Annotated in this window: 24 protein-coding genes; 19 read left to right on the top strand and 5 right to left on the bottom strand. The window is 67.5% G+C overall.

Annotated features, from left to right (window positions below; genetic code table 11):
• Positions 1 to 5: 5 nt before the first annotated feature.
• The 4 genes from LRA89_RS09570 to LRA89_RS09555 all read right to left on the bottom strand — a co-directional run bounded on the left by LRA89_RS09570 (position 6) and on the right by LRA89_RS09555 (position 4,600).
• Positions 6 to 1,325, bottom strand: coding sequence for an MFS transporter (locus tag LRA89_RS09570; RefSeq protein WP_230769961.1), 1,320 nt, complete (start codon positions 1,323 to 1,325; stop codon positions 6 to 8).
• Positions 1,326 to 1,498: 173 nt separating this feature from the next.
• On the bottom strand, positions 1,499 to 3,193 hold the full coding sequence (locus tag LRA89_RS09565) for a GMC oxidoreductase (RefSeq protein ID WP_230769960.1): 1,695 nt from the start codon (positions 3,191 to 3,193) through the stop codon (positions 1,499 to 1,501).
• Positions 3,193 to 3,822 (bottom strand): gluconate 2-dehydrogenase subunit 3 family protein, encoded by a 630-nt coding sequence (locus LRA89_RS09560; RefSeq protein ID WP_230769959.1) that lies wholly within the window; start codon positions 3,820 to 3,822, stop codon positions 3,193 to 3,195. Before LRA89_RS09560 ends, LRA89_RS09565 begins: the two co-directional genes overlap by 1 nt.
• Before the next feature lie 109 nt (positions 3,823 to 3,931).
• Positions 3,932 to 4,600: a TetR/AcrR family transcriptional regulator gene (locus tag LRA89_RS09555; protein WP_230769958.1), complete on the bottom strand. Its 669-nt coding sequence runs from the start codon at positions 4,598 to 4,600 to the stop codon at positions 3,932 to 3,934.
• Between the two features lie 128 nt (positions 4,601 to 4,728).
• Between LRA89_RS09555 and LRA89_RS09550 the strand changes: the two genes are divergently transcribed.
• The 13 genes from LRA89_RS09550 to LRA89_RS09490 all read left to right on the top strand — a co-directional run bounded on the left by LRA89_RS09550 (position 4,729) and on the right by LRA89_RS09490 (position 19,741).
• Positions 4,729 to 5,832, top strand: coding sequence for an LLM class flavin-dependent oxidoreductase (locus LRA89_RS09550; RefSeq protein WP_055756171.1), 1,104 nt, complete (start codon positions 4,729 to 4,731; stop codon positions 5,830 to 5,832).
• 3 nt (positions 5,833 to 5,835) lie between these two features.
• On the top strand, positions 5,836 to 6,402 hold the full coding sequence (locus LRA89_RS09545) for an NADPH-dependent FMN reductase (protein ID WP_230769957.1): 567 nt from the start codon (positions 5,836 to 5,838) through the stop codon (positions 6,400 to 6,402).
• A complete protein-coding gene (locus tag LRA89_RS09540) occupies positions 6,399 to 8,747 on the top strand; it encodes a glycoside hydrolase family 3 C-terminal domain-containing protein (protein ID WP_230769956.1) in 2,349 nt (782 codons plus the stop codon). The genes LRA89_RS09545 and LRA89_RS09540 overlap by 4 nt, the downstream gene beginning before the upstream one ends.
• The gene (locus LRA89_RS09535; protein WP_055756177.1) at positions 8,744 to 9,196 is read left to right on the top strand and encodes a nuclear transport factor 2 family protein; all 453 of its coding nucleotides are present in this window, start codon (positions 8,744 to 8,746) and stop codon (positions 9,194 to 9,196) included. Before LRA89_RS09540 ends, LRA89_RS09535 begins: the two co-directional genes overlap by 4 nt.
• A 123-nt stretch (positions 9,197 to 9,319) precedes the next feature.
• Positions 9,320 to 11,638 carry a TonB-dependent receptor gene (locus LRA89_RS09530; protein WP_055756179.1) on the top strand — a complete coding sequence of 773 codons (2,319 nt, stop codon included), beginning with the start codon at positions 9,320 to 9,322 and terminating at the stop codon, positions 11,636 to 11,638.
• Between the two features lie 72 nt (positions 11,639 to 11,710).
• Positions 11,711 to 12,613, top strand: coding sequence for a VOC family protein (locus tag LRA89_RS09525; protein ID WP_230769955.1), 903 nt, complete (start codon positions 11,711 to 11,713; stop codon positions 12,611 to 12,613).
• Positions 12,614 to 12,618: 5 nt separating this feature from the next.
• Positions 12,619 to 13,776 carry an alpha/beta hydrolase family protein gene (locus LRA89_RS09520; protein ID WP_230769954.1) on the top strand — a complete coding sequence of 386 codons (1,158 nt, stop codon included), beginning with the start codon at positions 12,619 to 12,621 and terminating at the stop codon, positions 13,774 to 13,776.
• The gene (locus LRA89_RS09515) at positions 13,773 to 14,573 is read left to right on the top strand and encodes a cyclase family protein (protein WP_230769953.1); all 801 of its coding nucleotides are present in this window, start codon (positions 13,773 to 13,775) and stop codon (positions 14,571 to 14,573) included. The genes LRA89_RS09520 and LRA89_RS09515 overlap by 4 nt, the downstream gene beginning before the upstream one ends.
• Positions 14,570 to 15,511 carry a fumarylacetoacetate hydrolase family protein gene (locus tag LRA89_RS09510; protein ID WP_230769952.1) on the top strand — a complete coding sequence of 314 codons (942 nt, stop codon included), beginning with the start codon at positions 14,570 to 14,572 and terminating at the stop codon, positions 15,509 to 15,511. Before LRA89_RS09515 ends, LRA89_RS09510 begins: the two co-directional genes overlap by 4 nt.
• Complete coding sequence (ribB, locus tag LRA89_RS09505) at positions 15,508 to 16,617, top strand: 3,4-dihydroxy-2-butanone-4-phosphate synthase (protein WP_230769951.1); 1,110 nt, start codon at positions 15,508 to 15,510, stop codon at positions 16,615 to 16,617. Before LRA89_RS09510 ends, ribB begins: the two co-directional genes overlap by 4 nt.
• A 385-nt stretch (positions 16,618 to 17,002) precedes the next feature.
• Entirely contained in the window at positions 17,003 to 17,776 is a 774-nt protein-coding gene (locus tag LRA89_RS09500; protein ID WP_230769950.1) for a sugar phosphate isomerase/epimerase family protein, read from the top strand.
• A 65-nt stretch (positions 17,777 to 17,841) separates the two neighbouring features.
• Positions 17,842 to 18,798 carry a sugar phosphate isomerase/epimerase family protein gene (locus LRA89_RS09495; protein WP_230769949.1) on the top strand — a complete coding sequence of 319 codons (957 nt, stop codon included), beginning with the start codon at positions 17,842 to 17,844 and terminating at the stop codon, positions 18,796 to 18,798.
• A 19-nt stretch (positions 18,799 to 18,817) separates the two neighbouring features.
• Positions 18,818 to 19,741: a sugar phosphate isomerase/epimerase family protein gene (locus LRA89_RS09490; RefSeq protein WP_055756193.1), complete on the top strand. Its 924-nt coding sequence runs from the start codon at positions 18,818 to 18,820 to the stop codon at positions 19,739 to 19,741.
• 75 nt (positions 19,742 to 19,816) lie between these two features.
• Here LRA89_RS09490 and LRA89_RS09485 read toward each other — a convergent pair whose 3' ends face one another.
• Positions 19,817 to 20,698, bottom strand: coding sequence for a helix-turn-helix domain-containing protein (locus tag LRA89_RS09485; protein WP_230769948.1), 882 nt, complete (start codon positions 20,696 to 20,698; stop codon positions 19,817 to 19,819).
• Positions 20,699 to 20,823: 125 nt separating this feature from the next.
• Here LRA89_RS09485 and pobA point away from each other — a divergent pair, with 125 nt between their 5' ends.
• The 6 genes from pobA to LRA89_RS09455 are packed head-to-tail and all read left to right on the top strand — an operon-like array spanning position 20,824 to position 25,833.
• The gene (gene pobA, locus LRA89_RS09480; protein ID WP_230769947.1) at positions 20,824 to 22,011 is read left to right on the top strand and encodes a 4-hydroxybenzoate 3-monooxygenase; all 1,188 of its coding nucleotides are present in this window, start codon (positions 20,824 to 20,826) and stop codon (positions 22,009 to 22,011) included.
• On the top strand, positions 22,008 to 22,718 hold the full coding sequence (locus LRA89_RS09475) for a CoA transferase subunit A (RefSeq protein ID WP_230769946.1): 711 nt from the start codon (positions 22,008 to 22,010) through the stop codon (positions 22,716 to 22,718). Before pobA ends, LRA89_RS09475 begins: the two co-directional genes overlap by 4 nt.
• Positions 22,718 to 23,347 carry a 3-oxoacid CoA-transferase subunit B gene (locus LRA89_RS09470; RefSeq protein ID WP_230770020.1) on the top strand — a complete coding sequence of 210 codons (630 nt, stop codon included), beginning with the start codon at positions 22,718 to 22,720 and terminating at the stop codon, positions 23,345 to 23,347. Before LRA89_RS09475 ends, LRA89_RS09470 begins: the two co-directional genes overlap by 1 nt.
• Positions 23,344 to 24,045 carry a protocatechuate 3,4-dioxygenase subunit beta gene (pcaH, locus tag LRA89_RS09465; RefSeq protein WP_230769945.1) on the top strand — a complete coding sequence of 234 codons (702 nt, stop codon included), beginning with the start codon at positions 23,344 to 23,346 and terminating at the stop codon, positions 24,043 to 24,045. The genes LRA89_RS09470 and pcaH overlap by 4 nt, the downstream gene beginning before the upstream one ends.
• Positions 24,035 to 24,694: a protocatechuate 3,4-dioxygenase subunit alpha gene (gene pcaG, locus LRA89_RS09460; protein WP_230769944.1), complete on the top strand. Its 660-nt coding sequence runs from the start codon at positions 24,035 to 24,037 to the stop codon at positions 24,692 to 24,694. The genes pcaH and pcaG overlap by 11 nt, the downstream gene beginning before the upstream one ends.
• Complete coding sequence (locus LRA89_RS09455) at positions 24,691 to 25,833, top strand: lyase family protein (RefSeq protein ID WP_230769943.1); 1,143 nt, start codon at positions 24,691 to 24,693, stop codon at positions 25,831 to 25,833. Before pcaG ends, LRA89_RS09455 begins: the two co-directional genes overlap by 4 nt.
• The last annotated feature ends 4 nt before the right edge of the window (positions 25,834 to 25,837 follow it).

Genomic DNA, 25,837 nt, shown 5'->3' with positions numbered 1-25,837 from the left:
GACCGTTACCGGGTCGCGCGATGGATCGCCGGATAGCGCGCGATCACCGCCATCTGCGCGATCATGCACAGGATGATCGGCGCGTAATAGAGCCAGCGCAGCCCCGACACGACCTGCGCGCCACCCTTGCCCGGCACATAGCCGATGCTGGCCAGCCCGAACGCGATCAGCGCGCCGCCCAGTGCCATGCCGATCTTGGTCGACAGGCTGATGCCCGACGACAATAGCCCTTCGTTGCGCGTGCCGGTCAATTGTTCGTGATATTCGATCGCCTCGGCCGCCATCGCGAAGATCGCGGTCATCGTGATGCTGAGCAGCACCGATCCGATCAGATAGAGCGTCAGGAACGCGGCGGTGGACCCCTCCGTCAAAGGCAGCAGCGCGAACAGGGGCAGCGCGGCGAGGAGCGCGATCAGGTTGCCGCGACGCATGCCCATTCGCTTCAGATAGGGCGGGGCGATGATCGATCCGATCAGCAGCGTTCCCGACACGGCGGGCAGCAGGATCGAGATCATCCATGGCTTGCCCAGCACGTTGATCGCGAAGAACGGCGTGACCGCCAGCACCGCGCCGAACCGGACGAAATTGAGCAGCGCGAACAGGAACACCGTGTGCCACGCCCGGTTGGCGACCATCGCGCGCACCTGGGGCAACACCGCCTGGCGATGCGGCTGGTCGGGCGCATGGACCTGTTCGGGGCAGCGCAGCAGGTTGAGCGTGGTGAGCGTGGTGAGCAGGCCGAAGAGCGTGCCGACGATCAGAAACCCCCGTGCCTGATCGCCGCCGCCCAGCGCCCCGACCAGCGGCATCGTCGCGGCGGTGGCGACGATCACCGAGATCGCGGTGCCCGCCGCGCGCAGGCTGCCAAGCGTCAGCCGCTCGTTCGACCGGTTGGTCATCATCGGCAGCAGCGCGCCATAGGGGATGTTGACGACCGAAAAGAGGATGCCGAGCGCACCGAAGGTCAGGACCGCCCACAACAACCGGATGGTTTCGCTGCCGGGAGGCATCCAGAAGGTGGCAGCGCACAACAGTCCGAAGGGGACCGCGCCCCATTTGAACCATGGCCGCGCCCGCCCGCTGCGCCCGCGCGTCCGGTCGACCGCGATGCCGATGACCGGATCGATCGCGGCGTCGGCCAGCCGCGAGACGAGCAGCAGCGTGCCGACTGCGGCGGCGGGGAGCAGCGCGACATCGGTGTAGAAGAACAGCAGGAACGCCCCCACCATGTTCCACGACAATCCGAAGCCGAAGTCGCCAAGGCCATAGGCGAGCTTCGCCAACGCGGGAAGCGGCGGCGACGCGAGCGGGAGGTCGTCCCGCACCCCTTCCGGCATGTCAGCTACCCCGCGCGATGCGGGTGGCGGCGGGGGCGGGGGCGGGCGGCGCGCCCACGACGAACGGCCATGAAATACAGGCGGCAAGAGACATGGTTCCACTCCGGGCGGCACCGCACCCGGGCGGTGCCTGGCGGGATGTGCCCGCTAGCAAACTGGGATCAGAGCGAGCCTTCCTTCAGCATCGACACCGCCGTGGCGGCGGCACGCGCGGTCAGCGCCATATAGGTCAGCGACGGGTTCTGGCAGGCCGACGATGCCATCTGCGCGCCATCGGTGACGAACAGATTGGCGACGTCGTGCGACTGGCTCCACTTGTTCAGCACGCTGGTCCGGGGATCATGGCCCATCCGCGCGCCGCCCATTTCGTGGATCGCCGATCCGCCGGGGCTGGGCTGGTCGAGCCCCATGATGACATGGCCCCCGGCGGCGGTCAGCATCGCGGCGGCCTCCGCCTTGGCCTCCGCCAGCGCGGCGCGTTCCTCCTTGCCGTGTTCGAACGCGATGCGCAGCGCGGCCAGCCCGGCCGAGTCCCTTACGGTCGGGTCGAGCGTTATGCGGTTGGTCGCACGCGGCATCGAATCGGCGAAGGCGACCAGCACCATCCGCCATGGGCCCGGTTCGCGCAGCCCGTCCTTATAGTCCGCACCGATCCCCGCATCGCGCTTGCCGCGCGTCCAAGCCGCGCGGAACGCGCCCCCCTGATAGGAGAAGCCGCGCGTGTGGCCCTCGCCGTCGATCGTGTCGAGGTTGCGGAAGCGCGGAATGACCACCCCGGTCGGGCGGTTGCCGAAATAGGTATGTTCCTCGAACCCCGGCATGATCGCGATCCCTGCGACCGTCTGCGCATGGTCCATGATATGCGTGCCCAATATCCCGCTGGAATTGGCAAGGCCGGTCGGGTTGGCCCCGGTCGCCGAACGCAGCAGCACCCCGACGCTGTTGAACGATCCGGCGTTCAGGAACACGATCCGCGCGGTGGCGCGCTTGTGCGTGTTCCCCTTGGTATCGAGGAAGCGGACACCGGTCGCGCGCCCGCTGACCGGGTCATGCTCGATCGCTTCGACCACCGCATCGGTCATCAGCGTCAGGTTGCCGGTCTTCCGTGCGGCGGGCAGCGTCGAACTCTGGGTCGAGAAATAGGCGCCATAGGAACAGCCACGCGCGCAGATCGAGCGATACTGGCACGCCGCGCGCCCCTCGTCGGGCTTGGCGACGGTCAGGTTGGCGTTGCGCCCGATGGTCAGCCGCCGTCCGGTCCAGCGTTCGCCGATCACCGTGCGGACGTGTTCCTCGACGGGGTTGAGCGCCATCGGCGGCAGGAAGCGCCCGTCGGGCAACTGCGGCAACCCTTCGGCCATGCCCGCCACGCCGACGAACTCCTCGACCTTGTCATACCATGGCGCGATGTCGGCGTAGCGGATCGGCCAGTCGGTGCCGTGTCCGTCGCGGCGGTTGGCGTCGAAATCGTAATCCGACCAGCGATAGCATTGCCGCCCCCACGACAGCGACCGCCCGCCGAGGTTGTGGCTGCGCCACCAGTTGAACTCGGTCGCGCCCTCGGTAGTGTACGGGTTCTCGCGGTCGTTGACGAAGCGGTCCTGCGTGAATTCGGTGAAGTGCCGGTTCTTGCGCTGCACCGCATAATCGGTTTCGAACAGCGCGGCATCGCCCAGCCCGCGAAAGTCGAGATCCCACGGCGCCTTGGTTTCGTTGGTATAGCCGGTGCCGTGTTCGATCATCGGCCCGCGTTCGAGCATCAGGACCTTCAGCCCCGCCTCGGTCAGTTCCTTGGCGGCCCAGCCGCCGGTGATGCCCGATCCGATCACGATCGCATCGAAGGTTGCGTCGGCCATCAACTGAACTCCACCGCGGTCCAGTCGCTCGACCATGCGCTACTGCCGGGAACAAAGGGTAGATCGGGGTCGAACCTGCCGGGGACCAGCTCATATTGCAGCTCGCGCGACGCGCCGGTCTCGGAGGTGTAATAGGCGATGAGGATAAGCGCCTTGAGCTTCTTCCACGGCGATTCGGGGGCGGCGCGATCGGTTTCGGCGAACGCCGCCCGGTCGATCGCCTCGACCGCCGCCATGCGCCGCGCAGGGCCTTCGCGCAGGAAGTCGCCGCGGGCATTCGCGTCGAGCTGCCATTCCAGCCAGTCGAGATAGTCGAGCGTGCCGTCGCGGCGCAAATGGCGGGTGACGGTCACGGGCAATGCCGCGCCGGCTGCGGGGGCGCGGGTGCCGTCGAGGCCGTGCGCGAGCGCGAGGATCACGAAATCCTGCGCGCCGACGTCCCCGGCACCGGGGGTCATGGTGCGCGGGATCACCGCCTGTGCGGCCTCGCGCAACATGATGCGTTGGCGATCGCTGACCGTTTCGTCGGTATCGGTCATCCGCACCACGGCGACGGGCAACCCCACCACCAGCGCGAACAATGCGGCACCGCCCAGCGTGTCGCGCCGGGTCCAGCCTGTATCGGCCATGACGCTCCTCATCCTCATCCCTGCCGTCGTCGCGGCTTATTAGAACGACTGTTCTGATATAGCCTGACTGAGCCCACGGCAAGGGGAAAGAAAGCGGTGTCGTCGCGGGTCAGGCGGGCAGGGGCCGGGCCTTGGGCCTGGTCGACAGATAGGCCGCCAGCATGTCCGACAGGTCGCTTTTCAGCTCGTTCCAGTCGCCTTCGCCCGCAGCATCCAGCGACGATCCGAAGCCGAGGTAGCGCGCGATCGAGGCATAGAGGATGCGGAACCCGGCGTCGGCCGCATGGCGCGGATCGCCATGGCGGATCTCGTCCGCGCAGGTCAGCAGCGCGTCGATCACCGCCTCGCTGGTGCGGACATAACTGCGCTTGCCGATCGCGGCGATGACGGGATCGCCGCTGGCGCGCAGCATCAGCGGGCGCATCCGGTCGGCATAGCGGCGCAGCACCTCGGCAACCGACTGGACCAGGTCATGCACCACATCGATCAGCCCGCCACCGCGCGCCTGCGCCGCCGCGATCGCTTCGAGCATGTCGGTGTCGACCCGTTCCAGCACGCGCAACTGCACGACGTGGACCAGATCCTCCTTGCTGTCGAACCGGCAATAGATCGATCCGATCGATACCTTTCCGTGCTTGGCCACCTCGTTCAGCGTGAATTCGTCCGACCCGCGCTGGGTCATCAATTCCTCGGCGGTGGTCAGCATTCGTTCGAAGCTGGCCTTGCTGCGGCCCTGCTGTGGCACGCGCGCCTTGGCCATGATCGTTTCAATATCCATCGGCACCCCATTGACAGCCCCCGGAACGGAGGCATATCAGAATAGCAGTTCTAATTTTAGTTTAGGCCACTCGGCAACGAGCGGCAACCGCGTACCGGGACAACCGGCCGCGAAAAGGGAGAGGTCGAATGCGTTTCTCGGTGTTCCTCAATGCACGTTCGATGGCGCCGGAGCAGGACCGCGCGCTGATCCATGGGCTGACCGGCCATGCCGCTCGCGCCGCCGCGCTCGGCTTCGACGGGCTCTTCCTGCCCGATCATCACTTCAACGGCTACATGCCGATCGCCAGTGACAGCTATATGTTCGCGGCCTATCTGGCGGCGAAGCATCCGCACATGCATTTCGGCTTTTCGGTCACGTCGGTGCCGCTGCATCACCCGGTCCGGTTCGTCGAGCGGATCAACATTCTCGACCAGTTAACCGACGGCAAGCTGCTCGTCGGCGTCGGGTCGGGCACCACCCCTGAGGAAATGATCGGCTTCGGCGTCGATTACCGCGATGCCGGGCAGATTTCGGAACGCAACCTCGCGCTCGCCGAACAGCTCTGGGCCAAGACGGTCGACGATCCGGCGGTCGAGATCGACAACGGCCCGCACCAGGGCCGCGTCCTGCAACGCATCGCGCCCGCCGCCTATAGCGAGGGGCATGCGCGGCTGATGCCGGTCGCCATGAAGGAATCGAGCGCGCGCCGCGCCGCCGAGAATGCGTGGCCCGCGTTCATCCCCGCCTTCACCCCGCCGCAGATCGGCGGGACCGAACCGATGAAGCACGTCGCCAAATTCTTCGGCATCTATCGCGCGATGCTGGAGGAAGCGGGGCACAGCGCGGAAAAGATCGCGCGCGCGCTCGACTGGACGACGCACACCTATCAACTGGTCCATGTCGCCGACAGCGACGAACAGGCCCGCGACGAGATGATGACGATCCTGCGCGCCTATCAGGACGCGATCGAGCGCGAGGCGGCGTTCAACGCCCGGGCGGAATCGAACGACGCCAACAAGAAGACCGACCGCACGCCCAACGCGCTGACCGACGACTGGATCGGAACATGGTGCCTGTACGGATCGCCCGAGACGGTGGTCGAGCATCTCAGGCCCTATGCCGACCTCGGCATCGGCAACATCCTGTGCGGCACCACCACCGGCCCGCTGACCGACGAGCGGCTGCGGCTGGGCGACCAGACGCTGCGGCTGTTGTCCGAGAAGGTCATGCCCGCGTTCCGGAAGGGTTGAGCGATGGCCCGCCATATCATCGGGATCGGCGGCACGTTCCGCCCCCGCTCCTCCAGCGAGATGCTGGTGCGCGCGGTGCTGGCCGACTGCGCGGCGCTGGGGGCGCGGACGACCATGTTCGACGGTCCGGCGCTCGCCGCCCTGCCGCACTTTAACCCCGAACGCCCCGAGCGGACAGCGGAGCAGGCGGCGTTCGTCGCCGCGCTGCGCGATGCCGACGCGCTGGTGATCGGCACGCCCGGCTATCACGGCGGGGTGTCGGGGGTGGTCAAGAACGCGATCGATCTGCTGGAGGATCTGCGCGGTGACGAACGGGTGTATTTCGACGGGATGCCGGTCGGACTGATCGTGTCGGCGGCGGGATGGCAGGCGGGCGGCGTCACGCTCGCCGCGCTGCGCGGCATCGTCCACGCGATGCGCGGCTGGCCGACGCCGGCGGGCATCGCGATCAATTCGATCGCCCAGAAACCGTTCGGCGGCGACGGTGCGATCGCCGATCCGGGCATCGCCGGACAGATTGCGACGATGGCGCGACAGATCATGGCGTTCCGGCTGGAGCCGGTCGCATGAGCGACCTGACGCTGAACGAGGCGGCGAGCCTCACCGCCGGGGCGACGATGTGGCGCACGGTCGCGATCCCGCATGCTGGCGTCCCCTCGCTGCACCTGAGCGACGGGCCGATGGGCATCGCCAGCGGCCGGGTCGACGAACGCGACGTCGCGCGGCTGTCGCCCTGCGCCACGGCGCTGGGTGCCAGCTTCGACCCTGCGCTGATCGAACGAATGGGTGCGCTGGTGGGTGGCGAGGCGGTGCGCTGCGGCGTCGATATGGTGCTGGCCCCCAACGTCAACCTGGCGCGCAGCCCGCTCGCCGGGCGGGCGTTCGAATATTATTCGGAAGATCCGCTGCTCACCGGCCTCGCCGGGGCGGCATGGACGCGCGGATTGCAGTCGACCGGCACCGGCGCCTGCGTCAAGCATCTGGTGTGCAACGACAGCGAAACCGACCGCGACCGGATGAACGCGGTCGTCGACGAACGGACGCTGCGCGAAATCTACCTGCTGCCGTTCGAACTGTGCGCAGCAGCAGGCGCGGGGGCGATGCTGACCGCCTATAACCGGGTCAACGGGACATGGTGCGCCGAACACGATCATGTCTCGACGATCGTGAAGCAGGAATGGGGGTTCGACGGTCCGTTCATCAGCGACTGGTTCGGCACCCATTCGACGGCGGGCAGCCTGAACGGCGGGCTCGACCTCGAAATGCCGGGGCCGGCGCGGTTCGTCGGTGCCCATGCGGTCGGCGCGGTCGAGCGGGGCGAGGTTCCGGGCGACCGGGTCGCCGATGCGGCCGCGCGCGTCACCCGCGCCGCGCGCCGCTGGTCGGGTGCCAAGACCCCGCGTACCGAGGACGCCGACGCGCTGCTGGTCGAGGCGGCGGCGGCGGGCATGGTGCTGTTGCGCAACGATGGCGACCTGCTGCCGCTGGTCCCCGGTCGCCACGCCCGTATCGCGGTGATCGGCCCCAATGCCGCCTCTCCCTGCTATCAGGGCGGCACCTTCGCCAAGATCGCGCTGTCGCCCGACGCGATCCGCCCGATCGAGGCGATCGTCGCCCGCTATGGCGACCGGGCGGACATCGTCTACGAACCCGGCGTCGATCCGCAGCCGCGCCTGCCGTCGATGCCGGTCGCGCCGCTCCGGGGCAACGGGCGCGGCATGACTGTCGATTATTTCGCCGACAGCGACCTGACCGGCACACCGGTCTTCAGCGAGGTGCGCGATACCAACTCGCTGGTCTGGTTCGTGGGCGTCCATGACGAAGGGGTGTTCGATCGCCCCGCCGCCGTGCGCGCCAGCGGCTGGTTCACCGCCGACGCCGATGGCGCGCACCGCTTCTACGTCGGGGCGACCGGCGCGGTACGGTTGCGGATCGATGGCAAGGAGGTTTTCGACCGGACCGAGCGGATGGCCGCGTCGGACGTCATGGGATCGCTGAAACGCGGCGATGCCGACAGTGTCGAGGTCGCGCTGACCACCGGGCAGCGGGTGCTGGTCGAGGTCGAGTTCCGCTATGACGGCGCGCGCGTTCACGGGCTGTGGTACGGGGTGCGCGGTCCCGACAGCGCGGCGGCGATGCTTGCCCGCGCGGTCGATACCGCGCGCTCGGCCGACGCGGTCGTGCTGATGGTCGGCGAAACCTCCGATTCCAGCGTCGAGAGCAAGGACCGCGCCGACACCGCGCTCGTCGCCGAACAGGTCGCGCTGATCGACGCGGTCTGCGCTGCCAACCCGAATGTCGCGATCATCGCCAACATCGGACATGCCTTCGACGCCCGCTGGGGCGAACAGGCGGCGGCGCTGGTGTCGGCATGGTATCCGGGCGAAGGGTTCGGCCCGGCGCTGGCGGGGGTGCTGGCGGGCGATGTCGAGCCGGGCGGGCGGCTGCCGCTGACGCTGGCGCGCGACGAGCGCGACTATCCCGCGCTCGCGCTGCAACCCGATGTCGCGGGCGACCTGGCCTATGACGACGGGGTGTTGGTCGGCTATCGCGGATTCGCCGCGCGCGGTATCGCGCCGCTGCATGCCTTCGGATCGGGGCGGGGCTATACCCGGTTCGACTGGGTCGATGCGACGGTCGAGGGCGATAGCGTGCTGGTGACGATCCGCAACGCCGGCGACCGCATGGGCAGCGAGGTCGTGCAGCTTTATCGCCATGCCCCCGAATTCGCGCTGGTCGGCTTCACCAAGGCGACGCTCGCCCCCGGGGAGACGGCGGTGGTGCGGGTGACGCCCGAACCACGGCTGCTGCGCGTCTGGCAGGGCGGGGAATGGGGCAGCATCGGCGACAGCCTGCGCCTGTCGGCAGGGTCGGCCAGCGACCGTTTGATCTTCGAGGTGGAGGCAAGGGCATGAATCGGATGATCGTAGCGGGATTGGCCGGGGTGGCGGTGATGACGACCGCCGTCGCCGCGCGGCCCACGGCGTCGGAAACGGAACGCAACCGGGCGATCGTTACCGCCTTTGCCGAGCAATTCTATGCCAGGCGTGACGTGAAGGGCGCGTTCGATCGATTCGTGGCGCCCGATTATATCCAGCATAATCCCGGCATCGCCGACGGGCGCGACGCCGCCGTCGCCGCGCTGGCCGACAAGTTCGCCACGCCCGGCGCGCGCTTCGACGTGAAACGCATTCTGGTCGACGGCGATCTGGCGATGATCCACCTGCATGGGCGGACCGATCCGGCCAGCAGGGGCGGGGCGGTCGCCGATATTTACCGGTTGAAGGACGGCAGGATCGTCGAACATTGGGACGTGATCCAGCCGATCCCGGCGACGGCGCGCAATCCGCACCCGATGTTCTGACCCACCGCTGAAATAAGTGGTCGCTGCCGCGCAAGACCGCTTGACTTACTCGTCAAATAGAATAGCAATTCTAGTTCTAAACGAGGGGCGAATACGCCCCCGCTATCATGGAGAGGGGATCGCATGACGACGTTCCGCCGCATCGCCGCCACGGCGCTTGCCACTACCGCCAGCTGGGTCACAGTCCCGGCACTGGCACAGACCGCCGAACCGGTCGGGGCCACCCCGCCGACCAGCGCCAACGACACCACCACCGGCCAGCAGAACGACGACCAACTGGGCGACATCATCGTCACCGCGACCAAGATGGTGACCCGGTTGCAGGAAACGCCGATCGCGATCCGCGTGGTCAGCGGCGCGGATCTGACCAAGGCGGCGGTTACCGACGTCAGCGGGCTCCAGCGGCTCGCCCCCGATCTCGGCATCACCCCCGACTCGGTATTCACCAAGATCGCGATCCGCGGCGTGTCGAGCCAGGACATTTCGGAAAGCGCCGATCCGGCGCTGACCGTGTCGATCGATGGCGAATATGTGAACCGCCCGGTCGCGCTCAACGCCAACTTCTTCGATCTCGAACGGATCGAGGTGTTGCGCGGGCCGCAGGGCACGCTGTTCGGCCGCAATTCGACCGCAGGTGCGCTCAACATCGTCGCGGCCAAGCCGGTGCTCGGCAGTTTTGAAGGCTCGGCGACCGCTGGCTATGGCAATTACAACGCGATCTATGCGACCGGCGCGGTCAACGTGCCGCTGGGGCAGGATGTTGCGATCCGCATCGCCGGGCTGCACAACGAACATGACGGCTATGTCGACAATGGCGCGCTGGCGGGCCGGGGCGACGATGCCAACGTCGACGCGGTGCGCGGCAGCATCCTGTTCGCACCGGGCGCGCTCGAAGTGTATCTGGCGGGCGAATATGTCGACGTGAACCAGACCGGCCCGGTGCAATACGGGTTGCTGGTCAACAACGCGACGCCGGGGCTGACCGAACTGCCGGCATCGGTCGCGTCGCCCGTGACCTATCCGACGCTGGCGCAACGGGTGGTGCCGGGCTTCGTCGACCTGCCGGCGGGGTTCGATCCCGCCAGCTTCCCGATCGGCCGGCGCGGCAACTTCAAGAGCCAGCAATATGCGGTGCGCGGCCGGGTCGCCTATGATTTCGGCGGCGCGACGCTCAGCTACATCGGTGGCTATCGCCACGTCGACAACCAGGTCATCCTGCCGCAGAACGGGTTCCTGCCCGAACAGTTCACCTTCTACAACGATCGCTACGACACCCGTACCCACAGCCACGAAGTACGGCTGAACGGCGGCGCACAGGGCAGCTTCGTCTGGCAGGTCGGCGGGTTCTATTTCCATGAGAACCAGATCATCGCGCGCGGCCTGTATCTGCCGCTGGCCAGTGCCTTCGCCAACTTCTTCTACCGCCCCTATGTGAAGTCGGAATCCAAGTCGGCGTTCGCGCAGGCGACCTATTGGGTGGTGCCCGACACGCTCAGCTTCACCGGCGGCGTGCGCTATACCGACGACCAGAAGGACGCCCAGTACATCAACTACGGCTTCTTCCGGACCCAGAACATGGTCCGCCCGCCCGCCGACGGCAGCGGCGCCGGCTCGGTGATCCGTTTCCCGACCTATGCCGAGGACAAGGTGACGTGGACCGCGGGCGTCGAATACAAACCGGCGCGCGACAATCTGCTCTATGCCAAGGTCAGCACCGGCTTCAAGAGCGGCGGGTTCGATCTGGTCGGCGCGTTCAATGCGGAAAGCCTGACGGCGTATGAGGTCGGGTCGAAGAACCGGTTCCTCAACAACACGCTCGAATTCAACGTCTCGGCCTTCTATTATGATTATCAGGACCAGCAGGTGCAGGTCTATATCGATACCACGGTCGGCGCGCGGACGTTCAATGCGGGCAAGAGCCGAGTGTGGGGGATCGAGACCGACACCACGATCAAGCTGTCGCCCAACGACCGGATCGGCCTGATCGTCAACTATATCGATGCCCGGCTGCAGAATTTCGCGGGCATCCCGGCACCGACGCTGGCCAACCCGCCCGCCAACGTACCGCGCCTGACCCTCGATCTTGCGGGCAATGCGCCGCCGCAGGCCCCGAAGTGGACGATCGGCATCAACTACAACAAGTCGATCGACCTCGGCAGCGGCTATGAACTGGTCGCCAACGGGTTCAGCCGGTTCAAGTCGGAATATTACCTCACCGCATTCAACTATCGCGGCGACCGGGTGCAGGCGTTCACGACCACCGACCTCAGCCTCGAACTGAAGCTGCCCGGCGATACGCTGAGCCTCCAGGGCTATGTCCGCAACGTCGAGAACAATCGCGTCAAGACCTATGCCGGCTTCACCGGCGGCGGGATCAACATCTACAACTGGAACTTCGGCCAGCCGCGCACCTACGGCGTGCAGGGCACGTTCCGGTTCTGACCCTCCCCCTCGGGGTCGGCGCGTGTCGCCGGCCCCGTTCTTCTCTTTCCTAACCCAGCCATGGAGGGCGTGATGGCCCGAGTTACCGAAATCCGCTTCGTCGGCTATGGCGTCGCCGATCTGGCCGCCGAACGCGCCTTCTACCGCGACGACTGGAAACTGGTCGAGGCGGGCGAGGTGGACGGCATGGTCCATTTCGCCGCCGAGGGGCATGACGAGGCATGCGTCGTCCGGCTGCGGCAGGACGACGCCAACCGCGTCGACGTGATCGCGCTGGCCGCCGACAGCGATGCCGATGTCGATGCGCTGCACGACAAGGTGGTCGCCGCCGGATGCCGCATCATCTTCGCCCCGCGGGGCCTGACCACCTTCGGCGGGGGCTATGGTTTCCGCTTCTTCTCGCCCGACGGACTGCCGTTCGAGATTTCGGCCGGGGTCGAACGGCGCACCCCGCGCCAGTTGACCCGCTGGGAAGGCATTCCGCAGAAGATCAGCCATATCGTGCTGCATTCGCCCGACCACCGCGCGATGGTGGCGTTCTTCACCGACGTGCTGGGGTTCCGCGTGTCGGACTGGCTGGGCGATTTCATGTGCTTCCTGCGCTGCAATACGGCGCATCACCGGCTGGCGATCCTCCCCGGACCGCCGTGCCTCAACCATGTCGCCTATGACATGCTGACGCTCGACGACATGATGGCGGGCATCCGGCGGCTGAAGAAGGCCGGGACCGACATTCGCTGGGGACCGGGGCGGCATACGGCGGGCAACAACACCTTCAGCTATTTCACCACGCCCAACGGCTTCGCCGTTGAATATACCTCCGAACTCGAACATGTCGATTTCGAGCAGCATCAGCATCAGGTGCATGTGCCGGGGCCGGGCACGATGGACCAGTGGGGCATCGGCGTCGGCGGTCCGCAGACCATGCCGCATCCCAAGCCCGACGCGGGCCTGTTCCAGCCGGTGGCGGTGTAACGGCGATGGCGCTGTACGAACCGTTTCCCAACTATATATGGAACCTGTCGGTCGCGATCGCGATGGAGAGCGGCGCGCAGCTCGGTGAGATCATCGACATGTGCCAGCCGCTCAGCGACGCGGCGGCGACCGGCGCGGACGCCGGCACGCCGCAGTTCATGGCGGCGTGGGCGGCGATGGGGGCCAAGCTGATCGCCCTCGCCGCCGAGGACGAGGGCAGGGGCCGCGCCTTCTCGGCGTCGAACAAGCTGGAGCGCGCCAGCCTTTATCTGTTCACCGCCGAGCGGATGCAGGGGCATGGCGCACCGGGCCGCACGGAAACCTATGCCAAGGCGCGCGAGGCGTTCGACCGGTCGACCATGCTGGGCCGGCTGAACCGCGAACGGGTCGAGATTCCGCTGGCGACCGGCACGATGCCCGCGCTCTATACCCGCGCCCCGGGTGTCGGGCCGCATCCGGTGGTGGTGTTCTGCAACGGCCTCGATAGCTGCAAGGAGCTGCTCTACTGGACGCGGCTGCCGCACGAACTGGCACGGCGGGGCATCTCGACGCTGTGCGTCGACCAGCCCGGCTCGGGCGAGGCGCTGCGGTTGCAGGACCTGCCCGTCGATCCGCACAGCGAACACTGGGCGGGCAAGGCGGTCGACTGGCTGGAGGGTCAGGCCGATGTCGATCCCGAGCGTATCGGCATGACCGGCATTTCGCTGGGCGGTCATTTCGCGCCCCGCGCCGTCGCCTATGAACCGCGCTTCGCCAGCGGCGCGGTATGGGGCGCCAATCACAACTGGCGCGAGGTGCAGGACAGGCGCATGGCGCGCGAGGGCGAGAACCCGGTCCCGCACTATTGGAAGCACGTCCACTGGGCGTTCGGCGCGAGCGACCAGGACGACTTCCTTAGCCGCTCGGACGCGATGAACCTCAACGGCCATATGGACCGCATCCGCGTGCCGTTCCTCGTGACGCACGGGGCCAACGACCGCCAGATCGGCGTCGCCTATGCCGATGATCTCTATGACCAACTGGTCAATTCGCCGCGCCGCGAGAAGGTGATCTTCACGCCACGCGAAGGCGGGGTCGAGCATGTCGGGGCGGACAACATGGCCTATGGTCGCGACCTGCTGGCCGACTGGTTCGCCGAGACGCTGGGGGGGGCGACCGCATGACCCGACGCATCCTCGACCTGTCGATCGCGATCGACCCGGCGGTCGTCACCGACCCGCCGTTCATGCGCCCGACGATTACCCGCCAGACCCATGCCGAGACGGTGGCCGAGGCGGCGATGTTCTTCCCCGGCATCACCGCCAATGCGATGGCGGGCGGGCAGGGGTTCGCCGCATCGGAGACGCTGACGCTCTCGACCCACAACGGCACGCACCTCGATGCGCCATGGCATTATCACCCGACGCAGGACGAAGCCTTGGGCGACGGCGGCAAACCTGCGCTGACCATCGACGAGGTGCCGCTCGACTGGTGCCTGCAACCCGGCGTGAAGCTCGACTTCCGGCACCTGCCCGACGGCCATGTCGTGACGGCGGCGCAGGTCGAGGCCGAACTGGCGCGGATCGGCCACGACCTGCGCCCGCTCGACATCGTGCTGGTCAACACCGCCGCGGGCGCGGCGCTGGGGCAACCCGATTTTCTGGGGCGCGGCTGCGGCATGGGCTATGAAGCGACCATGTACCTGACGTCGCGCGGGGTGCGGGTCACCGGCACCGATGCGTGGAGCTGGGATGCGCCGTTCGGCCACACCGCCGCGCGCGTTGCCGAAACCGGCGACTATTCGCTGGTCTGGGAAGGGCACAAGGCGGGCCGCGACATTGGTTATTGCCACATGGAGAAGCTGACCAACCTCGACCAGCTCCCCGCGACCGGGTTCATCGTGTCGTGCCTGCCGGTCAAGGTGAAGCGCGGGTCGGCGGGCTGGTGCCGCGCGGTCGCGATCCTCGGGGACGCGGCATGAGGCTCGCGACCCGCGCCAGCGGCAACCGCGACGGGGCGCTGGTCGTCGTGTCGGGCGACGGCAGCCGCTATCTGCCGACGGACGGTACGCTGCAATCGGCGCTCGACCAGTGGAGCCGCTGCGAACCCATGTTGCGCGCGCTGGCCGACCGGCTCGATGCCGGGCAGGGTGAGGCGCTCGATCCCGCCACGCTGCTCGCCCCGCTGCCGCGCGCGTGGCAGTGGCTCGACGGTTCGGCGTTCCCGACCCACGGCGAACTGATGCAGCAGGCGTTCCGGCTCCCGCCGATCGAAACCGACAAGCCGCTGATGTATCAGGGCATGTCGCACCGCTTCCTGTCGGGACGCGAGGACGTGCCGTTCCCGAGCGAGGCGGACGGCATCGATTTCGAAGGCGAGTTCGCGGTCGTCACCGGCGACGTGCCGATGGGATGCACCCCCGCCGACGCGCTCGGCCACATCCGCCTCGTCCTGCTGCTCAACGACTGGTCGCTGCGCGCGATCGCACCCGTCGAGATGAAGACGGGCTTCGGTTGGGTCCAGGCCAAGCCCGCCTGTTCGGTTGCCCCTTTTGCGGTGACGCCCGACGCTCTGGGCGGGGCATGGGTCGACGGCCGCGTCTGCCTGTCGCTGACCGTCGAGGTCAACGGACGGTGGTTCGGCAGCCCGGCCGGCGATGCGATGGCCTATGGCTTCCACGACCTGATCGCCCATGCCGCCCGCACCCGCGATCTGCCCGCGGGCACGATCATCGGATCGGGCACCGTGTCCAACCCGAACCATGGCGAGGTCGGCTCGACCTGCCTGTCCGAACGCCGCGCGATCGAGATGATCGACCATGGGGCGCCGCAGACCCCGTTCCTCCGGTTCGGCGACCGCGTGACCATGCACGCGGGCGATATTTTCGGCACGATCGATCAACGGGTGGTGCAGCGATGAGCCACGCCTTCCTCTCGTCGCCCGAAGAGATCATCGACGAGGCGCGCAACGGGCGGATGTTCATCCTGGTGGATGACGAGGACCGCGAGAACGAGGGCGACCTCGTCATCCCGGCGCAGATGGCGACGCCCAATGCGATCAACTTCATGGCGCGGCACGGGCGCGGCCTCATCTGCCTCGCGATGAACAAGGCGCGGGTCGAGCAACTCGGCCTCGACCTGATGGCGCGCAACAACGGCACGCGGCACGAAACCGCCTTCACCGTCTCGATCGAGGCGCGCGAGGGGGTGACGACCGGCATCTCGGCGGCCGATCGTGCGCGGACCATCGCGGTGGCGATCGATGCCGCCAAGGAAGCGTCGGAGATCGTGACGCCGGGGCATGTGTTCCCGCTGGTCGCGCGCGAAGGCGGGGTGCTGGTGCGCGCCGGCCATACCGAGGCGGCGGTCGACGTGTCGCGCCTCGCCGGGCTCAATCCCTCGGGCGTGATCTGCGAGATCATGAACGAGGACGGGACGATGGCGCGGATGGACGACCTCGTCGCCTTCGCGCAGTTGCATGCGCTCAAGATCGGGACGATCCGCGACCTGATCGCCTATCGCCGTCGCCACGACCATCTGGTCGAGAAGCGCGCGGAAACGGTGTTCGAGAGCGAGTGGGGCGGCGAGTGGCGCGCGATGTCGTTCTGGAACAAGGCGACGGGCAGCGAGCAAGTCGCGCTGGTCAAGGGGCGGATCGATCCGAGCAAGCCGACGCTGGTGCGGATGCACGCGCTGTCGCCGTTCGCCGACCTGTTCGGCGAAGGGGGCGAGCGCGGCGGCCTGCTGCGCCGATCGATGCGGATCATCGCCGAGGAAGGCGCGGGCGTGGTGGTGGTCATCAACCGTCCGCGTCCCGACGGCCTAACGCTGGCGATCCATGCCCGCAGCGGCGCGCCGGTGCCTGACATGGAGGAACTGCGCGACTACGGCGTCGGCGCGATGATCCTGAACGAACTAGGCGTCGAGGACATGGTCCTGCTCACCAACACCCACCACACGCTGGTCGGCCTCGATGGCTATGGCCTGCGCGTCGTCGGCGAACGGCCGCTGCGGGAAACCGCGTAGCGAATATCAACCTGCCGCCACCGGGACGGATGATGCCGGGGCGGCCACCATGGGAGTGGATGATGCGGACGAAGGATCAACCCGGCATGCGCCGGTTCGAGGATGCACGCTGCGCGGTGATGGCGGTCAGCGCACTGACCGCACTCGTCGGATCGTTCTGGATGGCGGGCATCCTGTTCTGAAAACGGGTGACGATGCGCTGGCGCTGCCTTGATCGGCTCCGTCGATCGCACGGCCATGCCATTGGCGGCACAGCGTTTCCCCGGTTGCAACCTTGCGTATCGCACCGAATCCTGTACGGAACGACACACAAAATAGCGGGCAGGTGCCCGCCAGGCATACGGGCGCGGTGCGCGCCACGGGGCCGTAGAATGGGAAGGGTCCTATGTCTGCGGTCTATCAATTATCGTCCTGTATCGAATGGCAGTTCGCGGAAGCGGGCGATCTTGCCGCGCGGCTGCGCGCCGCAAGGGACGCCGGGTTCGATCTCGCCGAATTCCACCTGTGGCGCGACAAGCCGATCGAGGCGATGGCCGCCGCGCTCGGCGAAACGGGCATGCGGCTGACCAGCCTGTGCGTCGATCCGCGCCGCTCGATCGTCGATCCGGCCGAACGTGACGCGATGATCGCCGCCGTGCGCGAGACGATCGAGGCGACGGCCATCCTCGGCAAGCCCGACCTGATCGTCGCGTCGGGCTTCCGCGTCGAGGGGATGAGCGAGGAAGCGCATTTCGCCAATGCCGTCGCCGCGCTGCGCGCCGCGGCCGATGCGGCAGAGGCGGCGGGCGTTCAACTGCTCCTCGAACCGCTCAACACCCGGCTGTTCGCGACCATGTATCTGGTCAGCACCAGCCTCGGCCTCGATCTGGTCGAAGCGGTGAACAGCCCCAACCTGCGCCTGCTCTACGATGTCTGGCACAGCGCGGTGATGGGCGAGGACATGGGCGCGGTGCTCGCCGATCGCATCCATCTCGTCGGCCATGTCCAGGTGGCCGACATGCCCGACCGCAACGAACCGGGCACCGGCACGCTCGACTGGCCCGCGATCACGCAGACGCTGCGCGCGTTGGGATATGACGGGGCGATCGGGCTCGAATATTTTCCGACGATGCCGATGGAACAGTCGCTGGCCCAGTCCCGGCGGATGCTCGCCGATTGACGCCAACGCGGCCCGTCCAGATCCCCGGCGCGAACGACCGCGCCCACCAATTGCGGAATCCATCCATGCACAGCGATCAATTCGCGATCAGCCTCGACCTGGTCAATCGCCATTACCAGGAACCCAATCGCAACCGCTACGAAAGCAGGTATTTCTGGGAAGAACTCTATCCCCTGATCGGCGCGGCGGGGTTTCGTTCGATCGAGATTCCCTACGAACCGGTATGGCAGTTCGGCGGACGCAGCGGGGTTCCGATGAACCGCTACTGCGTCAACACCAAATACCAGAATGCCGAGAAGTATCGCGCGGCGCTGGCGAAGGGTGACATCGATCGGGTCACGGGCCTGACGTTCGATTCCAACCTGTTCATGCGCAACGCCAACCTCGATTTCTATTTCGGCGCCACCGGTCATTTCGCGGGAGAAGCGCTGGGCCATGCCGCCGATCTGAACGCCGGGTATCTCGCGATCAGCCCGTCGCCCTATTACGGGCGCATCGCCCACTATCATCCCGACCTTGAGGACAAGGCAGCGGCGTTCGCCGACCGGATGGCCGACCTGCTCGGCGGCCTTGCGGCAAAGGCGGAGGCGGCGGGCGTCGCGCTGGTGCTGCGCAACGAATATTGGAGCGTGTTCCGCGGCGAACGCATCCTGGCGTTGCTCGACCGGTTGCCCGACAGCGTGAAGCTCGACGTCGATACCGCGACCCTGACGATCGCGGGGATCGATCCGGCGGCGTTCATCACCGCGCAGCGCGACCGGATCGGCTGCGTCCACCTGACCGACACGAGCTTCGTCGACACCGCGGACACGTGGAAGACGCCCAACCCGGAATTCCCCGAACATCGCGCGACGCAGCTATTCCGCGATCCGGGCACCGGCGCCATCGACCTCGCGGCGATCGTCGGGTTGCTGGACCGGACGGGCTATACCGGGCCGATCATCTGCAGCGCCCGCCAGACGCGCGACCCGTTCCGGGCGTTGCTGCGCACGCGCGCGCTGCTGAACCAGTTACAGAATTAAGCCGGACGGAGTCTCCGCGATGCCCAATATCCGCTACGCCAACATGTGCCACTGGAAGAGCATTCCCTATCGCAAGATCGATAATTTCCGGGAATTCTACTATGAGGACAATACGAACACCGCCTATTATTCGGACTGGGATACGATCCTGAAATATCAGGCGGCACTCGGCTTCGACGGGATCGAGATCGCGCCATGGGATCTGGCCGACATCCTGCCGCTGTTCGGATCGCCCGAGAAGTTCACGGCGTTCGCGAAGGAACGCGGGGTCGAGGTGATCGGCATGTTCCACGGGGCACACGCCTCGCACCAGGCCGATCATTTCGACGAAGCGGTTCGTTCGGGCCGCGAGGCGGTCGACACGATCGTCCGGTTTGGCGGCAGCTACATGAATACCTGTCCCACGCAGAACTATTACGGTTCGGGTCCGCTGAGCCGCGACGAAGTGCAGCAATGCGCCAGGGTGATGAACGAGATCGGCCGCTACGCCACCGATCACGGGGTAAAAATCGGGCTGCACAACGAGTTCTTCTGCGCGATCAACCTGCCCAACCATCGCGAGTTGATCGAATCGACCGATCCGCGCTACGTCCATTACTGTCTCGACACCGCGCAGGTGGCGATCATGGGCGAGGATCTGCTGACCTTCTACAACGACTATCACGACCGCATCAGCACCCTCCATCTGAAGGACACCGCATCACAGCGGCAGCCCGACAGCGTCCGCTATGCGCAGGACCCGGAGATCACCGATGACGGAACGCGCTGGTTCTGGGAACCGGGGCTCGGCACGCTCGACCTCGAAGGGCTGTACCGGTTGCTGAAGGAGCATCGGTTCACAGGCTGGATGTCGATCGAATATGACGGATCGCCGGACCTGCTCGCGTCGATGGCGCTGACGCGCTACCACCTCGATACCGTGCTGCGCCCCATCTACGACTGAACATTCGGGAGGATTACCCCCGCCGGTGGTGGCGATCCTCCCCCGGTCCGCCGCCGCGCGCGGGCGGCGGCCGGTCTATCCGCGATCGCTGCCCATCGATCGGAAAACGCGCGGCGACATCCCGGCATGACGGGTGAAGAAGCGCGTGAAATAGGCGGGATCGGCAAATCCGGCGGCATAGCCGACCTCGGCGACCGACAGGTTGGTATAGAGCAGCGCGCGCTTGACCTCGAGCACGGCGCGCTGGTCGAGCATCGCCGCCGGCGACAGGCCGGCGATCTGCGCGCAGGCGGTGCGCAGCCTGCTTTCGCTGACGCCAAGCGCGGCGGCATGGACCGCGATCTGTTCCCGCAGGCGAAAGCGTTCGTCGATCCGCGCGCGGAACCGGGCGACCAGCGCGCTCTGCTGGCCCGGAATGCCCGCCGCATCGGCCGCGATCGGCCCGCCCGCGCGCCACAGCTCGACCAGCATGCCGAGCAGCGCCGCATCGACGGCGGCACCATGGCCGGGTGCCGCCCACCCCAATTCGCGCATCAGCGCGGCGACGTTTGCCTGAACCGCGCGGAATGCCGCGCCGTCGAGCGGGATCGCGCGGGCGGACCCGAACAGCGCCGTGACGCCCGGATAGCGGGTGTCGAGCAAGGCCAGATGCCGAACCGACAGGGTGACGACCGATCCGACCGAATCACGCTGCCATGCAAAGCCGTGGACGACCCCCGACGGGACCAGCAGAACCGCCGGGGCCGTCACCGTCATCCGGTCGTCCTCCGCGCGCATCTCGCCCCCGCCCTGTTCGACGACGAACAACTGGACGAGATCGGCATGAGCGTGCGGCAGGATCGTCCATTCGCTCGGCCGTGAGCGATCGTCGAGCCGTTCGGCATGGACGAAGCCATCATCCACCGCCCGGTGTGGTTCGCCGTAGAGATAGAAGCTGGGAACCGAAGCGCCGGTCATGCCGCAGGTGTACGCAAGTAGGACCGGATCGTCCAACTTTTCGCGCGGCATATCCATCGTCCTCCACGCACCAACGCGACATGATGCTCCCCGGAACGGCAGACATGCCGACGGGAGAGGACAGGATGCGACAGCGCACACAGGTCGCGATCATCGGCGCGGGGCCAGCGGGGATGTTCCTTGCCCATCTGCTGCATGCCGAAGGGATCAACGCCATCGTCATCGAACGCCGCGACCGCGACTATGTCGAGGGGCGGGTGCGCGCCGGCGTTCTCGAACAGGGCACCGTCGACCTGATGCGGCGCCTTGGCCTGTCGGCGCGGCTGGAGCGCGAGGGGCTGGTCCATGGTGGCACCAACGTGTCGCTCGACGGGCGCATGTTCCGCATCGACATGGCGGCGCTGACCGGCGGTGCCACCGTCACCGTCTATGGCCAGCAGGAGGTCATGCGCGACCTGTTCGACGCCGCCGGAGCGCGCGGGCTGGACATTCGCTGGAATGCGAAGAACGTGACGCTCGCCGGCCTCGACAGCGACCGGCCGGTCGTGACGTGGCGTGAGGATGGCGGGACACAGCATCTCGACTGCGATTTCGTCGTCGGCTGCGACGGCTATCATGGCGTCGCCCGCCAGGCGATCCCCGCCCATGTGTTGCGCACGTTCGAACGTATCTATCCGTTCGGCTGGCTGGGGGTGCTGGCCGATGTGCCGCCCGCCGAGCATGAACTGGTCTATGCCAATCACGAACGCGGCTTCGCGCTCGCCTCGATGCGATCGCCGACGCGCAGCCGCTATTATATCCAGTGCGGGCTGGACGAGGATGTCGCCGACTGGTCCGACGATCGCTTCTGGGACGAACTCTGCCTGCGCCTTGGGCCGGAGACGGCGGCGAAGGTGACGCGGGGGGCCTCGTTCGAAAAGTCGATCGCGCCGCTGCGGTCGTTCGTCGCCGAACCGATGCGCTGGGGCCGGCTGTTCCTGGCGGGCGACGCGGCGCATATCGTGCCGCCAACGGGTGCCAAGGGCATGAACCTCGCCGTGTCCGACGTGACGATGCTGGGCGAGGCGCTGGCCGAACGCTACCGCGAGCGCAGCGATGCCGGCATCGACGGCTATTCGGCGCGCGCGCTGGCGCGGGTGTGGAAGGCCGAGCGTTTCTCGTGGTGGTTCACCTCGGTCACGCATCGGTTCCCGACCATGGATGGCTTCGACCGGCGCATCCAGATGGCCGAACTGGACTATCTGCGCGGCTCGCCCGCCGCGCAGCGTACCCTTGCCGAGAATTACGTCGGCCTACCGCTGGAGGCGGCATGAAGCGCAAGATCTATGATACCCCGGCGGCGGCGCTCGACGGGCTGTTGTTCGACGGGATGACGATCATGTCGGGCGGGTTCGGCCTGTCGGGCAACCCTGAGAGCCTGATCCCCGAAATCCGCAGCAACGGCGTGCAGCGGCTGACGGTCATCTCGAACAATGCCGGGGCCGATGGGTTCGGCCTGTGGATGCTGCTGGAAAGCCGGCAGGTCGCGAAGATGATCGCAAGCTATGTCGGTGAGAACAAGCTGTTCGAGCAGCAATATCTCTCGGGCGAACTGGAACTGGAATTGAACCCGCAAGGGACGCTCGCCGAACGCATCCGCGCGGGCGGGGCGGGCATTCCCGCCTTTTACACCAAAACCGGCGTCGGCACGGTCGTCGCCGAGGGCAAGCCGGTCGAGACGTTCGAGGGCGAGGACTATGTCCGCGAGACATGGCTGCGCGCCGACCTGTCGATCGTGAAGGCATGGAAGGCCGATCCGGCGGGCAACCTGATGTTCCGCAAGACCGCGCGCAACTTCAACCCGACCATGGCGACTGCCGGCAGGGTGACGGTGGTGGAAGTCGAGGAAATCGTGCCCGAAGGCAGCTTCGACCCCGACTGCATCCACACGCCGGGCATCTATGTCGACCGTATCGTCAAAAGCACGATCAACGAGAAGCGCATAGAGAAGCTGACGGTGCGCGAACGGGAGGACGGATGATGGGCTGGACCCGCGACGAGATGGCCGCCCGCGCCGCGCGCGAATTGCAGGACGGGTTCTACGTCAATCTCGGCATCGGCATCCCCACGCTGGTCGCCAACCATGTGCCGCCGGGTATCGAGGTGACGCTCCAGTCGGAAAACGGCATGCTCGGCATCGGCCCGTTCCCCTATGCGGGGGAGGCCGACCCCGACCTCATCAACGCCGGCAAGCAGACGATCACCGCGCTGCCGACCTCCAGCTTCTTCTCCAGCGCCGACAGCTTCGCGATGATCCGCGGCGGGCATATCGACATGGCGATCCTCGGCGCGATGGAAGTGTCGGCGGCGGGCGATCTCGCCAACTGGACAATTCCGGGCAAGATGGTGAAGGGCATGGGCGGGGCGATGGACCTCGTCGCCGGCGTGCGGCGCGTCGTCGTGGTGATGGACCATGTGTCGAAGCATGGCGACCCGAAGATCCTGCCCGCCTGCACGCTGCCGCTGACCGGCAGGGCCTGCGTCGATCTCATCATCACCGACCTTGCCGTCATCGCCTGCGACAAGCCCGGCCTGCGGCTGATCGAATGCGCGCCCGGCGTCACGGCCGACGACGTGCGCGCCAGAACCGGCGCGGACCTCGCCGCATGACCTACAGGCGTGACGATGCCGGGGCGCCGCCGTCGCTGTTCCCCGAGTACGGCTCGACCCGCACCCGCGCGCCGCTGCACCCGCCGTTGCGGGTGCCGCAGACCCGGACCGAGACGACCGGCCCGGCGGGCTGGGACCGGCTGATGGGGCCGGCACTCGTCGATCTGACCACGCAGCACGGCGGCGTGGCGCAGGGGCAGCGGATCATCGTCGCCGGCCGCGTGCTCGATGAGGATGGCCGCGCCGTGCCGGACACGGTGATGGAAATCTGGCAGGCCAATGCCGCCGGGCGCTACATCCATGCGAAGGACCAGTGGGACGCGCCGCACGACCCCAATTTCACCGGCGCGGGTCGCGTCGTGACCGATGCGGAAGGATGCTATCGCTTCGTCACCATCCGGCCGGGGGCCTATCCATGGGGCAATCACCATAATGCGTGGCGGCCGGCGCATATCCATCTGTCGCTGCTGGGGCCGGCGTTCGCGACGCGGCTGGTGACGCAGCTCTATTTCCCCGACGATCCGCTGATCGAGATCGATCCGATCGCGAACGCCGTGCCGATGCCCTATCGCCAGCGGCTGGTCGCGCGGTTCAACATGGGCGTGACCGAGCCGAACCGGGCGCTCGGCTATCGCTTCGACGTGGTATTGAAGGGCCGCGAACAGACGCCGTTCGAGGAGGACGACCATGACCATTGACGTCGCCGACCGCCGTCCCGCACCGCGCGCCGACAATCAGGATCCGGCGCTGTTCGGCCAGACCCCCAGCCAGACGGTCGGCCCCTTCTTCCATTACGGCCTGCCGTGGAAGGGCGGCGCCGATCTGGTGGGCAAGTCGGACATGGGTGCGCGCCCCGACCTGTTTCCCGAGGCGCACTATGTGCTGAACCTGTCCTCCCCCACCGGTACGCCGGCGGGCGAAGCGATCGACCTCACCGGCCGCGTGGTCGATGGCGAGGGCGCGCCGGTGCCGGACGCGATGCTCGAAATCTGGCAGGCCGATGCCGCCGGTCGCTATCATGGCGAGCCAGACGCCGATCCGCATTTCGTCGGCTTCGGCCGTGCCGCGACCGCCGCAGACGGCAGCTATCGGTTCCGCACGATCCTGCCCGGCGCGATCGGCCCCGGCCATGCGCCGCATGTCGCGGTGTCGATCTTTGCGCGCGGGCTCATCAGGCGGCTGGCGACGCGGCTGTATTTCGCCGGATCGGAAGCGGGGGACACGATCCTGTCGCTGGTGCCGGCGGAGCGCCGCCACACGCTGATCGCCACGGCAACAGGCGACGGCGTCTGGACGCTCGATTTCGTATTGCAGGGGCCGCGCGAAACAGTGTTCTTCGACCTGTGAGCGACCTACTGCGCCTCCGCCCCGCCGCGACGGCGGCCATGATCGCGGTGTTCGACGATGCCGCGACCATCGCCCATGGCTGCGCCTTCGAAACCGCGCTGGCGCGGGCGCAGGCGGCGCACGGCGTGATCGCCCCCGAACTGGCCGATGCGATCGTGGCCGGCGTCGATCCGGCGCGGATCGATGCGGCGGAACTGGCCGGGGAAGCGGCGCTGGCCGGCACGCTCGCGATACCGCTCGTCGCGCGGCTGCGGGCGATGGTCGGCGGGGCGGCGGCAATGGCGCTGCACCACGGCGCGACCAGCCAGGATGTCGCCGATACCGTACTGATGATTCAGGTCCGCGCGGCACATCGCCTGCTGGCGAAGGACGGCCAGCGGGTGCGCGATGCGCTGGCGAGGGTGGCGCGTGTCCATGCCGAACGGCCGGCGATCGGGCGGACGCTGTTGCAGGATGCGATGCCGGTCGCCTTCGGGCTGCGACTGGCGCAGGCGGCGCGGGGGATCGACGATGCGCTGGCGATGCTCGACGCGGCGGTCGGGACCCATGCGGTCGTGCAACTGGGCGGTGCGGCGGGGACACGCGCCGGACTGGATGGCAGGGGTGCTGCGATCGCGGCGCAGGTCGCCGATGCCCTCGGGCTTGGCGTTGCCGCCCCATGGCACGCGCGCCGCACCGGCGTGGCGGCGATCGGCGCGGCGCTGGGCATCCTGATCGGCGCGCTCGGCAAGCTGGCGCGCGACGTCGCGCTGCTGGCGCAGAACGGCATCGGCGAGGCGCGCGAGCCGCTGGTCGCCGGACGCGGCGGATCGTCGGTGATGGCCCACAAACGCAACCCGACCGGCTGTCAGGTCGCGCTGTCGGCGGCGATCCGCGCGCCGGGACTGGTCGCGTCGCTGCTGGCCGGGCTGCCACAGGAAGCGGAACGGGGCATCGGCGGCTGGCAGGCCGAGGGGCCGGTGCTCGCCGACCTGTTCCTGCTCGCGTCGGGCAGCGCCGCTGCGCTGGCGGTCGTCGCCGAAGGGCTGGAGATCGACGAAGCCGCCATCGCGCGCAACCTCGCCACGGCGGCGGTCGGCGATGACATCGGCGAGAGCGCGGCGATCATCGCCGATCTGCTGGCGGACGGGAAGGACTGACGCG

It is taken from the genome of Sphingomonas sp. Leaf4 (assembly GCF_920939515.1).
Classification (GTDB): Bacteria; Pseudomonadota; Alphaproteobacteria; order Sphingomonadales; family Sphingomonadaceae; genus Sphingomonas.
The sequence above is the reverse complement of the archived record's forward strand: the minus strand, read 5'-3'. Positions and strand labels throughout refer to the sequence as shown.

Excerpts from the sequence above, each read along its gene's own strand:
- LRA89_RS09565 (WP_230769960.1), bottom strand. The coding sequence starts at position 3,193 with ATGGCCGACGCAACCTTCGATGCGATCGTGATCGGATCGGGCATCACC.
- LRA89_RS09560 (WP_230769959.1), bottom strand. The coding sequence starts at position 3,822 with ATGGCCGATACAGGCTGGACCCGGCGCGACACGCTGGGCGGTGCCGCA.
- LRA89_RS09555 (WP_230769958.1), bottom strand. The coding sequence starts at position 4,600 with ATGGATATTGAAACGATCATGGCCAAGGCGCGCGTGCCACAGCAGGGC.
- LRA89_RS09550 (WP_055756171.1), top strand. The coding sequence starts at position 4,729 with ATGCGTTTCTCGGTGTTCCTCAATGCACGTTCGATGGCGCCGGAGCAG.
- LRA89_RS09545 (WP_230769957.1), top strand. The coding sequence starts at position 5,836 with ATGGCCCGCCATATCATCGGGATCGGCGGCACGTTCCGCCCCCGCTCC.
- LRA89_RS09540 (WP_230769956.1), top strand. The coding sequence starts at position 6,399 with ATGAGCGACCTGACGCTGAACGAGGCGGCGAGCCTCACCGCCGGGGCG.
- LRA89_RS09535 (WP_055756177.1), top strand. The coding sequence starts at position 8,744 with ATGAATCGGATGATCGTAGCGGGATTGGCCGGGGTGGCGGTGATGACG.
- LRA89_RS09530 (WP_055756179.1), top strand. The coding sequence starts at position 9,320 with ATGACGACGTTCCGCCGCATCGCCGCCACGGCGCTTGCCACTACCGCC.
- LRA89_RS09525 (WP_230769955.1), top strand. The coding sequence starts at position 11,711 with ATGGCCCGAGTTACCGAAATCCGCTTCGTCGGCTATGGCGTCGCCGAT.
- LRA89_RS09520 (WP_230769954.1), top strand. The coding sequence starts at position 12,619 with ATGGCGCTGTACGAACCGTTTCCCAACTATATATGGAACCTGTCGGTC.
- LRA89_RS09515 (WP_230769953.1), top strand. The coding sequence starts at position 13,773 with ATGACCCGACGCATCCTCGACCTGTCGATCGCGATCGACCCGGCGGTC.
- LRA89_RS09510 (WP_230769952.1), top strand. The coding sequence starts at position 14,570 with ATGAGGCTCGCGACCCGCGCCAGCGGCAACCGCGACGGGGCGCTGGTC.
- ribB (WP_230769951.1), top strand. The coding sequence starts at position 15,508 with ATGAGCCACGCCTTCCTCTCGTCGCCCGAAGAGATCATCGACGAGGCG.
- LRA89_RS09500 (WP_230769950.1), top strand. The coding sequence starts at position 17,003 with ATGTCTGCGGTCTATCAATTATCGTCCTGTATCGAATGGCAGTTCGCG.
- LRA89_RS09495 (WP_230769949.1), top strand. The coding sequence starts at position 17,842 with ATGCACAGCGATCAATTCGCGATCAGCCTCGACCTGGTCAATCGCCAT.
- LRA89_RS09490 (WP_055756193.1), top strand. The coding sequence starts at position 18,818 with ATGCCCAATATCCGCTACGCCAACATGTGCCACTGGAAGAGCATTCCC.
- LRA89_RS09485 (WP_230769948.1), bottom strand. The coding sequence starts at position 20,698 with ATGACCGGCGCTTCGGTTCCCAGCTTCTATCTCTACGGCGAACCACAC.
- pobA (WP_230769947.1), top strand. The coding sequence starts at position 20,824 with ATGCGACAGCGCACACAGGTCGCGATCATCGGCGCGGGGCCAGCGGGG.
- LRA89_RS09475 (WP_230769946.1), top strand. The coding sequence starts at position 22,008 with ATGAAGCGCAAGATCTATGATACCCCGGCGGCGGCGCTCGACGGGCTG.
- LRA89_RS09470 (WP_230770020.1), top strand. The coding sequence starts at position 22,718 with ATGGGCTGGACCCGCGACGAGATGGCCGCCCGCGCCGCGCGCGAATTG.
- pcaH (WP_230769945.1), top strand. The coding sequence starts at position 23,344 with ATGACCTACAGGCGTGACGATGCCGGGGCGCCGCCGTCGCTGTTCCCC.
- pcaG (WP_230769944.1), top strand. The coding sequence starts at position 24,035 with ATGACCATTGACGTCGCCGACCGCCGTCCCGCACCGCGCGCCGACAAT.